6 protein-coding genes and 5 pseudogenes are annotated in these 13,406 nt (G+C 58.6%); 3 read left to right on the top strand and 8 right to left on the bottom strand.

The features are described from left to right. The gene (locus SJ05684_RS21665) at nt 1–5,391 is read right to left on the bottom strand and encodes a DUF4082 domain-containing protein (RefSeq protein ID WP_374188725.1); all 5,391 of its coding nucleotides are present in this window, start codon (nt 5,389–5,391) and stop codon (nt 1–3) included. Nucleotides 5,392–6,045: 654 nt separating this feature from the next. Between SJ05684_RS21665 and SJ05684_RS21670 the strand changes: the two genes are divergently transcribed. After that, nucleotides 6,046–6,876, top strand: a complete 831-nt coding sequence (locus SJ05684_RS21670; protein ID WP_157747894.1) for a right-handed parallel beta-helix repeat-containing protein — start codon at nt 6,046–6,048, stop codon at nt 6,874–6,876. Here the strand turns inward: SJ05684_RS21670 and SJ05684_RS21675 are convergent. The 5 genes and pseudogenes from SJ05684_RS21675 to SJ05684_RS21695 form a co-directional block, all read right to left on the bottom strand. Continuing rightward, a pseudogene (locus SJ05684_RS21675) lies at nt 6,858–7,750 on the bottom strand (ISNCY family transposase); the annotation flags it as partial. The gene SJ05684_RS21670 and the pseudogene SJ05684_RS21675 overlap by 19 nt on opposite strands. Before the next feature lie 167 nt (nt 7,751–7,917). After that, nucleotides 7,918–8,055: pseudogene (locus SJ05684_RS21680) on the bottom strand (UPF0149 family protein); the annotation flags it as partial. Beyond that, nucleotides 8,054–8,500, bottom strand: a pseudogene (locus SJ05684_RS21685) (IS66 family transposase); the annotation flags it as partial. The pseudogenes SJ05684_RS21685 and SJ05684_RS21680, both read right to left, overlap by 2 nt. Nucleotides 8,501–8,544: 44 nt before the next feature. Further along, nucleotides 8,545–8,727, bottom strand: a pseudogene (locus SJ05684_RS31055) (aldo/keto reductase); the annotation flags it as partial. Between the two features lie 139 nt (nt 8,728–8,866). Next, complete coding sequence (locus SJ05684_RS21695; RefSeq protein WP_050980235.1) at nt 8,867–10,084, bottom strand: O-antigen ligase family protein; 1,218 nt, start codon at nt 10,082–10,084, stop codon at nt 8,867–8,869. Between SJ05684_RS21695 and SJ05684_RS21700 the strand changes: the two genes are divergently transcribed. After that, nucleotides 10,083–10,325 (top strand): hypothetical protein, encoded by a 243-nt coding sequence (locus SJ05684_RS21700; protein WP_050980234.1) that lies wholly within the window; start codon nt 10,083–10,085, stop codon nt 10,323–10,325. The two genes, SJ05684_RS21695 and SJ05684_RS21700, sit on opposite strands and share 2 nt — an antisense overlap. Nucleotides 10,326–10,371: 46 nt before the next feature. Here SJ05684_RS21700 and SJ05684_RS21705 read toward each other — a convergent pair whose 3' ends face one another. Next, the gene (locus tag SJ05684_RS21705) at nt 10,372–11,226 is read right to left on the bottom strand and encodes a hypothetical protein (RefSeq protein WP_157212046.1); all 855 of its coding nucleotides are present in this window, start codon (nt 11,224–11,226) and stop codon (nt 10,372–10,374) included. A 171-nt stretch (nt 11,227–11,397) separates the two neighbouring features. Continuing rightward, nucleotides 11,398–12,240, bottom strand: a complete 843-nt coding sequence (locus tag SJ05684_RS21710; RefSeq protein WP_083846289.1) for a 2OG-Fe(II) oxygenase — start codon at nt 12,238–12,240, stop codon at nt 11,398–11,400. 751 nt (nt 12,241–12,991) lie between these two features. Between SJ05684_RS21710 and SJ05684_RS21720 the strand changes: the two are divergent. Beyond that, a pseudogene (locus SJ05684_RS21720) lies at nt 12,992–13,303 on the top strand (transposase); the annotation flags it as partial. Nucleotides 13,304–13,406: the final 103 nt, after the last annotated feature.

The raw sequence follows: 13,406 nt of genomic DNA on the forward strand, positions 1-13,406 counted from the left end.
CTACGCCGCCAGTTGTGGCCTGAACGCCACATCCACGTAGTAGTTGGTGCTGTTGAAGCTGCTTGTCGGGAACAGCCCGCTTGCACCATAAGCGTAGACGCCGTTCCCTCCGTTTTGCGCCGACGACAGTGCCCGAAGGTTGTTGTTCGCGACTTCGGAGCTGAAGAAGTTGCCAGTCGCAGAATAGAAGCCGTTCGTGCTGTAGGAGACGACGTAGGTCGTGTCAGGCTGAATCTCGACCTGTTGGGCCAGATTGACCGACTGCCAGCCGCTCGCAGTCTCGTTCGTGAAGGTGGCGCTTGCGAGCAGCGTGCCGTTCGAGGTCCAAAGATACCCGGTATGCGGTCCGGTGTTGTTGGCGCCCTTGTAGAAGCGGATGCCGGTGATCCAGCCGGCTGCGTCCGCCTGGAACTTCATTCCGAGATTGACCGCGCTGGCGTCGTTCACGGATTCGATCGCCGGCGTGCTGTTTGCGGCGAAGACGTTCTGTTCGGCGCCTTGCTGGGTGATATTCAACGAGACCTGGGCCGTTGCCGTTCCGCCGAGCCCGTCAGAGATCGTGTAAGAGAAGCTCGCCGGGCCAGAATAGTCGGTCGTTGGCGCGAAGGTGACGACATTCGACTGGCTGTCGAATGCCACTGATCCGTTGGTCGCGCTCCCGACACTGGTGATGGAGATGGCGTCGCCGTCCGGGTCGTTGTCGTTGGCGAGCAGGGCCGATGCCTGGATCGAAAGCGGCATGTTGGTGCTCGTGGAGAAGCCGGAATCATTACTGGCCACCGGAGCCGCGTTTTGGTTGGCTTGCTCGTAGAGCACGTCGACCCAGTAGTTTGTGGCATTGTAGGTCACCGTGGGAAAGATGCTGCCGGTGCCGTAGGCGTAGACGCCGTTACCGCCGCTCGTAGCACTGGACGGCGCAGTAAGTGCACCGCTCGAATGGCTGCTGGCGAAGTAGTTGGGGGTCACCGCATAATTCCCATTGGAATGATAGCTTGCCACATAGGTCGTCCCCGCCGAGATGGAGACCGGTTGAGAGAAGATCACCGTCTGCCAGCCGCTGGCGGTTTCGTTGGTAAATGTTGCCGAGGCAAGCAATGTGCCCGTGCTGGTCCAAAGGGAGCCGGTATGGGTACCGGTTTCCTGGGCGCTCTTGTAGTAGCGCAGACCGGTGATCGTGCCGCGGGCGGAGGCAACGAACTTGACCCCGAGTTCGACGGAATTGCCATCATTCACCGAAGCGTTGCTCGGGCTATCTGATTGAGCAAACAGGCTCGTCGTTTTGCTCACCGTCATCATAACGGTGGCCGATGCGGTCCCGCCCCGCCCATCCGCAATGCTGTAGGAGAAGCTGGCCGGTCCGGTGTAGTCCGTGTTCGGTGTGAAGATGAGACTGTTGCTCTGGCTGTCGAACGTTACTGTGCCGTTGGTCGCGCCGCTCACACCGGTGATCGAGAGGGAGTCACCATCGACATCGTTGTCGTTGGCAAGGACTGCGGAAGCAGCGATCGAAAGCGGAGTGTTGTAATAGACGAGGAACCCGTTGTCATTGGCGGCGGTCGGGGCGGTGTTCACCGTCGACTGGTTGAAGACCACGTCTACCCAATAATTCGCCGCCTGATAGGTCGAGGTCGGAAACACTGTGGCTGCGCCATAGGAGTAGACGCCATTGCCAGCGCTCGCTGTAGAGGCTGGGGCGGTCAGCGGCCCGTTGGTGCGGGGGGTCGTGAAATAATTGCTGCTGGCAATGTAGGTACCAGACGTGTGGTAAGAGGCGACATAGGTCGTTCCGGCGGTAATCTGAATGGGATTGGAGAACTTGGCCGTCTGCCATCCGCTCAGGGACTCATTGGTGAAGGTGACAGTCCCGAGAAGCGTACCATTGGAGGTCCAGATGGAACCGGTATGAGGGCCGGTATCGCCGGATGCCTTGTAGAACCGTATCCCGGTGATCGTTCCGCTGGTGGAGGCGACGAATCTCATCCCCAGTTCCACGGCGCGATTGTCGTTGGAACTGGCGCCCGTCGGGCCGTCAGTCGGCTGGAACAGCGATACGCCGACGGGTCCCTCCTCCACGGTCAGGCTGACAGTCGCCTGATCCGTTCCGCCGCGCCCGTCGGAAACCGTGTAGCTGAAGCTAGCCGGGCCGAAGTAACCGGCCGTCGGCTTGAATATCACATGGCCCGTTTGCGTATTGAGCGATACGGTGCCGTTCACGGCATCGCCGACCGCGGCGATGATCAGCGCATCGTTGTTTCCGTCGGTATCGTTCGCAAGCAATGCGGAGAACGGTATCGTCATGGTCCCATCGGCAAACACGATGAAGCCGCTGTCGTCAGCCGCTACCGGTACGATGTTCGGTCCCGCGTTGAAAACCACATCAACCCAATAGTTGCCACCGTTGTAAGTATTGCCAGGAAAGGTCCCCGCGTTATTGCTGTAGGCATACACCCCGCCGTTTTGCGCTACGCGAAGCGGACCGCTGGAATAGGCAGAATTGAAATAGCCATCACTTACCGAATAGTAGCCGCCGGTATGATATGATGCGACATAGGTCGCGCCGGCGCTGATTTGGACAGGGATCGAGAAGGTGACGGTCTGCCATCCGGAAATCGGTTCCGCTGTCGAGACACCCGTCGCAAGACGTGTGCCGTTCTCCGTCCAAAGGCTGACGACGTGCTGGCCGACATTATAGAACCCTTTGTAGAAGCGAATCCCTTCCACAAGGCCGTTGGTCGTCGTCTGAAAGCGAACGCCAACTTCCACACCGTTGCGATCGAGCACCGTCTCGACAGTCGGCTTGGCCGCCAGGGTCCACAGGCTCGCAGTCGCGGGCAGCGACACGGTTACCTGCTTGCCCGCCGATGGCGTCTCCAGGTTAAGGCTATCATCGACGGCGCGCGACATGATCGTATAGCTGCCACTTGCCTGTACGACCCAGTTGTAGCTCCAATTCTCTCGGCCACTTGCCTTCCACCAGCTTTGGCCCCCATCGACTGAAACTTCGATGCCGGCAATGATGCCCCCGCCGAAGTCCTGCGCCGTGCCGGTGATCGTGACCCGTTGCCCCTCCACAAAGCTCGCGCTCACATTTGGCGAGGTGATGGTTGACGTCGGCTTCGACGTGTCGGTGGATTGCGTCGCGAGGATTAGGCTTGCATCGAGCGTCTGTGGTTGAATGCCCATGTCGGCGAACATGTTCACCATCGCCTGCTGGACATTCCGGTCGGTTGGTGTCGCGGACCCCTCATGATGGGAATCCAGCCCCCAGGACCAGAAGACCGTGCCCGCCCCGAAAACGAGTGCCCCGCTCTCCGCCCGATACATGGTCAGGCTATGCGTCACGTCGGCCGAACCGATGGACGTCCCGTAGTCGCGCAGATAGGTGTCCACCGAAACCGTCGAAAGCGACAGGTTGATCAATCCAGCCGGCCTGAAGCCGTTCTCGACATCGGAGTCCCATTCATAACCGAGCAGGTTCTGCACCAGGGAATGGGTCTCCCCGGGCTGAAGATTGGCGACGTCCGTGTTGCGCCAGAAGCGAAGCTTGGAATAATCGTAAGGGATGGTGATTGTGTCCAGGCGATAGCTGTCGACCGTAAACATGGTGCCGGTCAGTGAATTTTCCGGCTCCTGTCCCGGATCGGCGAAGCGTGGATCGCGCCAAGTGCCCGTGCCCGTGTCGCTGGGATCGGGCGTGCCACCCCAGGTTTCTTTGTAACAAACCATTGTGCGGTAGGGCGTGCCGTTGCCGTCTATGCTCGTTTCCCAACGGACTTTCCAGTAAACCTCGTTGCCGCTCCAGAAGGCAAGATTGACGCCCGCGTCGCGCGCGGCCTCGACATTGGCACGCTGTTCGGCCGACCAATACTCGTCATGGCCCACCGAGAGGTAGGCTTGATGGTTGAGCAGCAGGCTGCCGCTTCGCGCCGCATCGACTCCGGAGATGTAGGATACGTCGTATCCGTTCTGTTCGAGCCAGCGGATCGCCGAGTGCTCCACCCCAAAAATAAAATCGTGAGTTCCGCCCATCACGCTTGTATTCGTCACAAACGGGCGGTTGTAACTCACGGCGGTGGCACGACCGATCGCGTTCACCCCGCAGCCGCAGTTGGGCGGCAGATAGCCGATCATGTTGGCGGGATCGACCGGCACTTGGCCGAAATAGAGGCTCGCTCCGCCCCACTCGTTATAGGCTTGCCACGTCGTATCGGACGTTTGGAAGACGATGTCGCTTGCCGAACTATCGTCGCGGACGATGAACGGGATGTGACTCGAGCCCGCCGTGCCATCCTCGCGGATGAGCTTGGCGATGTACACCCCCGAGACCATATCAGACGGGATGGCCCAACTCGCCGATACGGCCCAGTTGCCGGCATCTATTAGACCGCGCGACGTGTCGACGATCGGGTGCGGCTGTATCTGAGCTTGTGCAAGGTTAACATCGATCGTCGACACCTTGCGAGCGCCGGCACCGCCATAGTAACCGAGCCGATAAATATCGATGCGATAGTTTGTCGAATCGGTGGCGATCTTGAAATCGATCGTCTGGCCGACATTTGCGCTGATCTGCGATGCAAAACCCTGGATATTCGAGCTCCCGTCGCCGTCAATACCCCATTCGCTTATTGGATTGCCCGTTTTCATGTTCTCGACGACAATCTTATTGGGGGTTGCGGTTGTCGTCAGCGCGGTTGCCGTAGACGGAGCGCCGGCTGCTGACTCATCGGTTGTGGACGTAGAGCTGGACTGAGGGCTGGTCGAAGGACTGGGCCCTCCACCCACCAACCAGGTACTGGTGGGGGATGCGGTCCCTACGGTCCATGACGGATAGAGCGGCGTGGACGTTTGAGAAGTGCCGTCAGTCTCGGAAGTCGACGCCTCCATTGCGGATCCGGTCGCGGCACTATCGCCACGTAATTTGTGGAGCCCGCCGGTCTGTTGTGGGGCCGCGTCAGGACCCGAGGCGCCTCTTTCGATACCGATTCCGTCTCCGTCGCGACCGAAAGCGTCCAGATTGGCGGCCCCCTGGGCGAAACGTTCCGATCCGCTGCTCGCTTCCGACAATTCGCTTAAGCCGCCGGTGTCTCGCGAATGGTCGTATGTTTCGCTGTCGTGGTGAGGCTTGCCGAGAGCGGTGCCGGAGGTCGCATGGAGCATGCCAGAAGCGGCCGGACGGGTCTCCGGCCCAACGTTATCTTGCGGGGAGTCCGAGTTCCGCTTTGTCCGTCGGCGCGACGGTCCTTCGCGTTCGATATCGACACTGACGCCGGGCACCACGGTTACCGTGATGGCAGGTAGAGCTTCGAAAGTTGCATGATACGCGGCGGGGGTTTTGAAGACCCTGCTCGCACCGCCGCACACGCTCAAGTATTCGTGGTTCTCGAGATGCATCCTGAACATCGCGCACCGCCCCGATTGTCCTTAGCCGCCGAATGGAAACAGTCGTTGACATTTTGATCCTGCCATCTTTGCGCGTGCATGGAACGACACCAATCGGGTGGATCCATCTGCAAAAGTTGGTAGCAGCAAAGGGGCGTCCATCCACCGATGGGGTTACTGCTGCTGTCACCGCGTCTCTAGAACACCAGGGGTCGCCCGTTACGAAGCAATGCCGCGTTTCTGCAACTTCTGCGGAAGGTCCACCCTCATCGACTATTCAGGAGGGCACGCGTGTCGCTCCCTCTTGGCCGACTTTCGCGCGATCCAATTCGTGCGAGCGGCGTGCCCGCGCAGTTTTGGTGTCGCCCGCAAGAGATGATGCACGGGAGCATTTTGAACTGCACTTTCCCCGCGCCGAAAAGAAGGCGGGAGAGTGCGCGTTGGTCGGAAGAAATCGCCGGCATGGCCGGTGCCGGCCAGCGAGACTCCGGCCGACGAGGTGATCATCCGTAGCGCCGAGCCGAGTGGTCTTTGGCAGCCTGCTTTGGGTGTGCTGGCGATGGCAATTATCCGTTGTATGGTCGCCATAACTGCTGCAGTATCCACTCGTAAGTCCATGCTCTGGCGGTCACCGATCGTCACCAGCCTCTCGCCTCTGTGATCGCGATGCTCGCGTTGCAGTGGGAACGTGAAAAGGTAGCCACCATGATTGGTACGCGTGTGCGACTTCCACTGGTTGCCCTCGCGCTCTGCGAGGCAGCCCTGGCCGCGGACTTTCCAGACCAGGGTAGCACCGGTCTTCCGCAGGGGACGAACTTAACCCAATATACAGGGACACTTTACGTCACCGAGGACAATGCGGTGATCGAAAATCTCGAGGTCAACGGCAACATCGTAATCGAAGCCAGTAACGTTACCCTCAAAAACATCAAGCTCAACTCAGACACCCCCTGGCACGCGATCTATGTCACGGAAGGTGCCACCGGGTTCACGCTGATGGACAGCGAGATCGACGGCGGCGGCACGACCGTCAACGGCGTGCTGGGAGACGGGACTTTCCTACGCAATAATATTCACAATGTTGACAATGGCATCAACGTTACGGGAGCTTCCCTGATCCAGGACAACTACATTCATAGTCTGCAGGGCGGCCCTGACGCTCACTATGACGGTATCGAAATCAACGGGGGCTCGGACATCCAGATCCTGCACAACACCGTTGTGAACGACCACGCCCAGACATCGGCAATCATGCTGGACAACTATTTCTCGGGCCTCTCGAACATTAAGGTTGACGGCAATTATCTGGTCGGAGGCGGCTACACCGTCTATCTCGACGATCGTTTCGGCGGCGGTACCGTCGACGACGCCTCGATCAGCATTACAAACAACCAGATCGGTGGCGGCTACGCCGGTGATTTCGCGCTTTATGGCAACACCCCGGTCATGTCCGGGAATGTCGATGTTACGATCGGCAAGTCCATCCATCTGGACTGAACCCGGCTCGCCAGGGAAAGGTCGATCGGCTGAGCTACTTCGTCAGTGCGCATGGCCGGCGGCGTGTCGGCAGGCTCAGCGAGTCGCTCCTGCAGGGCGCGAATTATCGCGCAATAGCAAGACAGGATCGAGCCCGGAGTAGATTTCCTGCAGACGGGAGCGGACTACATGTGACGTGCGAGCGTCGGCAATCAGCCGCTGATGCGGCGTGGCTGGCGGACTATCCGTTTTGCGCACACGAGCGCCGTCGCGCTGCTTCGCGATTAATTTGAATGATGGCTGAAAGAAGTTCACGAGCAGCCGCGCTGATTGGTAGAGCTTCGCTAGCAGCGTGGCGGCCTCTAGTCCCTCGAACCGACGATATCCGACCATCGTGCGCACCACGCGCCATTCTTCTGCTCGACAAAGGCCTGGTCGTTCTTGCGGTAGGGGCGGCAGCGCGTAAAGACGATGTTGGCGGCGTCACAATAGGCCTTCAGCGTCTCGTTCATGAAGACGGTGTCGTTGTCCGTATCTAGGCCGAGAAGCGCGAAGGGCAGTTGCTTGCGCAATTCTGTCACACACTGCTCAGCAGCGTCTGTTCGCGGACCAGCAGCGGCGCACATTCCGCCCAGCCAGTCGCGATGACGGTGAGCACAAGGGTTTGGATGAAGCTGCCGCGAGCCGAAGGGCCGCAATGGGCGACGAGATCCGCCTCAACGAAGCCTGGCGCCGGATCGTCCCAATCCGCCGACGTCCTAATGGGAATGCTCCGTCGCAGGGCGTGCGCCGCCGGCCGCCGTCGAGGACGTCCCACGCCCTCTTGGACCGGGCCCAGCGTCCTGTCGATCGTGGCCGCGCTCATCGCCAGCAATTTGCCACGGATCTCAGGCGATGTGAGGCAACGGTGAATATTCAGGAACAGTTTCGACGAGGCAATGCGCGTCTCACCTTGTTTGTCGCGCTGCACCAGACCGAAAACCATTTGCCGAACTGATCGTGAGCGCAACGAGCAACCCACGGCTTTCGGCGTTGACAGAATTGCAATAGCACTTTCGTTCGGAACTTCTGCTTTGCCCGGTTTGGCATGAAGTAGGTTCGGATGTTGACGAGCGCTTGGGCGACGGCAGCAGCATCCTTGTGGGTAGCTGGTCCGTTTGTCCCGCTGAGTTTGCGGATTGGCGCAATGATATGTCCAGTTGGCTTTCACTTTGCCCACGATGATGCGTTCCAGCACATCGGCAAGCCAGATTTCAGGATCCACGCCGTTAAGCTTTGCCGTGTTAACCAGTGATGCGAGGACCGCGAAGGTCTTGCCACCGCCGGCACTGCCCACGAACAACGAATTCTTATTCGTCAGAGCCACCGATTTCATCGAAAGCTCGACCACATTGGAGTCCACTTCGATCCGACCATCCTCCAGGAAGGCTGCCAGCCCGCTCCAGTGATTGAGCGCGTAGGAGACGGCCTTGCCCAGCGCCGATTTCGACGACACCTCGTCGCTCGGTTCGGTGAGCTGGACCTTCCCACCGGGCACAAAGCCCTTGACCCGTTCCCATTGATCATCCCGAAGTGCATCGCAGTCGATCGCCGACCTCCAAAAATCAGCGTTGAATCTGATTTGCTCCCCCTTGGGAATTCCAATTCGTTAATTCGTCATCACGGCCTAGAGAAGCGGCCTTGCCATAGTCAAAAGTCCGCCGACGTGACCAAATCGGTAGCCTGCCTTCGTCGCGACGATAAAGTCGTCACGCCTGCCCCTCCTTGGCCGTAGATTTCGGCAGTGTCGAAGAAGTTTATGCCGTGGTCCGCCGCTGTTGAGATGAGGCGCAGTGCCATCCGGCGCGTAAGTCCCGAAAACAACGAAGTGAGCCTGGATGTCCCGGCCGAGCGCGGATGCGCGAAGTTCTGTGTCCCCTATAGCTCGATATTCCATCGAACTGTTCATCCGTTCACTTCGTGCCATAGTGGTCATGCACATGCTTCGGCGTGCCCTTGCTGTAGTCGGCATTCACACTCGCCTGGTGATTATCTTTCGACGATGCGTTTGGGGTATGGCCGCAGGCCTACGCGGGAGCGGGGAACGAGTTGTCGATCCGTCATCGGCTCCAGCGTCGAGAAGCCAGGAGCCACTTCCCAGCAAAAACAGAAAAAGGACGTAAGTGGCGTTCCAGAAGTGAACGGTCCAGCCTACGAGAAAATATCCGATCATGACAATCAGGTAGGCGGTCCTGTATTGAATCAGTTTTTCATCGAGACCTTTCTTGAAGCTGACGGCCACGGCCAGCAACAGGAAACTAAACAGCATCAACACGCCAGCGGGTATGCCGAACAGCACAGCATGATACAGCCAGAACATATCGATGCTGCCGGGCATCCAGTCCGGCCGGTCCCATCTGTTGAATCCCACGCCAAAAAGCGGATGGTTCAGGGCGGATTCCGATCCGAAGTGCCATATGAGGACACGGTAGTACGCCGACTCCTGGTCGAACGAAAAATGCGTCAGATAGAATTCGGGTACGGTCTGGTTCGACACGAAGGAGATGAATATGTAATTGGCGAACAGGACAGCCCACAGAATCCGCCAGCGCTCTTGATAGCCGTGCAGAAGCCAATTCCATGATATCAGCATGGTTTGCACGGCAAGAGCGGTCAAAGGACCGGCCGATAGGGACAGGAACGCCGTGGTCCAGACAATGGCAGAAGCGCTCCAGCGCCGGAGGGGTGACTGCTTCTCGCCGAGTACCAGGTGCACTGCCGCTAAAATGCCGCCACAGGATACGCCGAACAGAATGGGATGCTCGAATACAGTCTGGACGCGTCGGAGGCCCCAGCGCGGGACATTGACGGCAAGTACGTGCGTCGGGAAGAGTTTTGCGAAAAGGTCCAGGGACACGTTCCAATTTGAAAGGGCCTCGAACGCGGCGAACGGCAGTAGAATAGCCACGATCCAGAAGAGGAGCCGGGCCATCGCATAGAACTGGTAGGCACTGCGCACAGAACATCTGCCCAACAGGTACGCGCCAGCGGTTTCGATAAATATTATTCCGCCGGATTCCGGCGCGCTCCGAAATCCGTGAATGACTGTCAAACTCACCATGCACCAGAGGCAGTAGAGAAGTATCGCGATATCCGACGGGAGGATCCGCCCCGCCTTTCCAGTCAGCCACATGCCCAAGCATGGCAGCACCGTGATGACGAGCACAAGCCGATAGGGGGAGATGGCCATGGAACCAATCGCCCAGAGCCATGGAACAAACGGGGAGATGAGAAACAAGACGGCCCACCAGGCGAGCTTCGTTCGTGGCTCGGCCGTTGATGCGGGTTTCCGCCGAGACTCCGATCGAAAAGACCTAGCGGTCGTACTCCTCAGTTCCTGGTCGGAAAGGGATGAGTTTGCGGTCGCTCTGGCCGACGCTTTCATGCAACAATTTCCCACCTGGTTTTCATGTTTAGCGGTCGACTTCTAGTGATCGCAACTGTTTGTCGGAGCCGGCGGCGTCCGAACGCAACCTGTCAGGCGTGCAGGGGCAACTGCGTCTGGCTGTCAGCCCGGCCGACGTACCGACTGTATTCGGGATGATCGAAAATGTGCGCAACATAGATAAGATCGTTCCAGGGTGCAGCAAGAGTTCGTTTGGCCGACAAACCGTTCACGGGTGCGAGCTTAGTCGTAGCGGACGTTTCGTTGAACTCGGCAATCGCGCGCAACTCGCCGACATACTCGTTGTGGATGATCTGGTCGTCGTCACCGACGGTGTCGTCGAGATAGCAGAAGACACGCGGCAAGAAGTGCTCGGGACTGCCACGAAACAGCTTGAGAGCCGCCACCGAGGAAGAATAGTAGTCGACATCGATCGACACGAAGCCGATTGGTGCCACCCTTTCCAACTTGAGAAATTCGGGGACGGTGACTTCGATGTCACCCAGCATCAGTCGGGCCCTGGGCACCTTATTCCGCAAGGCTGCCACATCCATGGTGAAATCCCCCTCCCGCCAGATGTAGGGCAGATCGCGAAAATCACTTGGCTTCGGGAGACCCTCGCCTCGATCGAAGCCATAGATATCGATGGCGACGCCCGTGGCCTCTGTGGCCAGTTGAGCCATCCGATCTAATTCGACCAAGCCTTGACCGCCTGCGACTCCGAACTCGATGACGCTGATGTGTGGAATACCCAGTCTCTGGGCAAGCACCGCTGCCTGCTGCACTCCATAGGCGTAGTGTGGCCGTGGATAGAGGTCGAGCGCGCAGCGCAATTCGTACGAACCTACCGGGATCCGACGCAGTGCAGCATGAACGATGCGACCTGGGCGTGTCAGCAACCGCACTGCACGGATCATACCGCGTTCCAGAGAATTCAACGATGTCATGGGGCAAATATCCCTATCCGATCTTAGAAGTGGAGCGCACCTAGTTCCAAAAGGGCTGTCGGCACTCAAAGAAGCGGTGCGCACTGGCGGTTTCTCATCTGGCATCATCTCGCAGCAAAATGATCACGCCCCCGCCTATGCTGCGCAGCACGCCGAGGCAGCGTCCGTGCGTCAGTAGACGCCGGCCAAACGCTTCTTCAGGCGACGATAATTGCGCATGACCAAGGGGGGAGCGAGGTCCGTGGCCATTTCGCTGATCTTGGTCCGCCAATCCGTCCGGTCGGCCGTGCCGGGGCGTACCCGAAACTGTGTTGTCGCGTCCCGCTTCGTCTCGTCCCACGTGGCCGTGTAGTAGTAGAGCGCAATCGACCTTCGTGGCACGCCGTCGGGATGATTGACCGGTTGCGGATTGCCGTGCATGCTTTCCAATGTGGTATTGAAAATCACGCATCTGTTGAAGCTGGGCAGGATCGAATGGTGGCATTTGGTCATCCCTTGATCCCACAGTTCAAATAACCCACCATACTCCGGACGCCAGTCTTTGTTGAGATAAATCAAGACGTTGACGCGTCGTTCAAGATTCATCGGCTTGTGGTGGTTGAAGTCTGCATGTATCGACAGATGGCCGCCTTGAGAGAGGCGATGCAGGCCTGCTCCCGCAAAGTATGGGTCGGGAATAAGCCCCTTGATGCCGGTTATGTTTTCCACAAGGCGGATGAATGGGCGGGAGTTAAATGAATAGAATAGCTCTCTGATTTTCGGAGGAAGAGTATCCGGGTTGAAGCTTTCCTTCAGGCGCTCCTGCGAGCGATCGAACTTCTCTTCCGCTTTGTCGGATGTCGGAAATTCATCGAGGCAGGTCTCAAGGAGGCTCGGAGGCAGGAAATTATCTATGACGATGAACGGACATGGCTCTGCAGTCCGAAAAGCCTGATTGAGTTCGCTGCCCTTGTCCCGGTCGATTTCGGCGGAAATCAGGCCGTTCTTCTCGTTCATCTCATACAGATAGACCACGGTGTAACCCCCAATGTGGCGGCAGTCGGTATTTTCGCCGCATCGAGAGAATTTTACATGGGGAGGTTTGGCAGCGGCAATCGGAGCGAGGTCAACCTATGGGCCAGTCGACTTAGTCATTTAGATGCAGACGACTATATCCGATCGGGGAGACCGCTGCGCATTGTTACGACCGAGGAGCCAATTACGTAGATGTCGAAGACGAGCGTCCATAGAGTCCGCCGACGCTCTTCATAGGTGCGCAGAAGCCAATTCCACCACAACAGCAAGGTTTGGGCGGAAAGGGCTTTCAAGTGACCCGGCGCTGGGAACAGAAACGCCGTGGTCCAGACCATGGCGGAGTGCTCCAGCGCCGGAAAGGTGGCTGCTTATCGCCAAGTGCCAGATGCACCGCCGCTAACATGGCGCCACAGGATACGCCGAACAGGATGGGGTGCTCGAAGGGGTCAGGTTTTTGCGCTCGACTTCAATATCGCGGGCGAGGGCTATGGGCCACAATCGTAAATTGTCATGTCGAGGAAGACACTACTCTGTGAGCGCGAGGTCGTGTGGACTCTTGGAATTGAACTAAGGCGCTGGTCGCAGCTTGGGGCGTAACCGGTGTTTAGCCCCCACGTTGCCCTGTCTGGCGTGATCTGTGATCGGCTTTCCATGGAAGAACGAAGGGAGTTTCTCCATGGAGACTACGTTGGAGGTTCTCACAACCGCCAAGGCTGCGGGCGAACGTCATCGGCAATGACCCGAGGAGGTCAAGGCGCGGATCGTCTCGGAGAGTTTGCGGCCGGGCGTGACGGTGAACGAGGTGGCGGAACGTTATGGGCTGAAGCCGAACCACCTGTCGTCGTGGCGCACGATGGCGCGGCAGGGCAAGCTGGTTTTGCCCCCGCCCGAGGATGCGGCGGAATTCGCGAGGATGGTTGTAGAGACGTGTGATGCCGTGCCGCCGATTAGAGAAGTCAGCCGTCCCGAGATTATCGTCGGTCCGGTTATGATCCGCCTGGAGGAAGGCGCATCGGCAGCCCGGATCGCTGCGGTTGCGCGTGCGTTGGCGGCCTCGGCATGATCTTTCCGTCCAACCGCGTGCGGATCATGGTGGCGACCAAGCCTGTGGACTTCCGCAATTATGTGAAGCGTGCGGTTATGTGGAGTCCGCCGCGGCTCAAGCT

It is taken from the genome of Sinorhizobium sojae CCBAU 05684, from assembly GCF_002288525.1.
In the GTDB taxonomy this organism is placed as follows: domain Bacteria; phylum Pseudomonadota; class Alphaproteobacteria; order Rhizobiales; family Rhizobiaceae; genus Sinorhizobium; species Sinorhizobium sojae.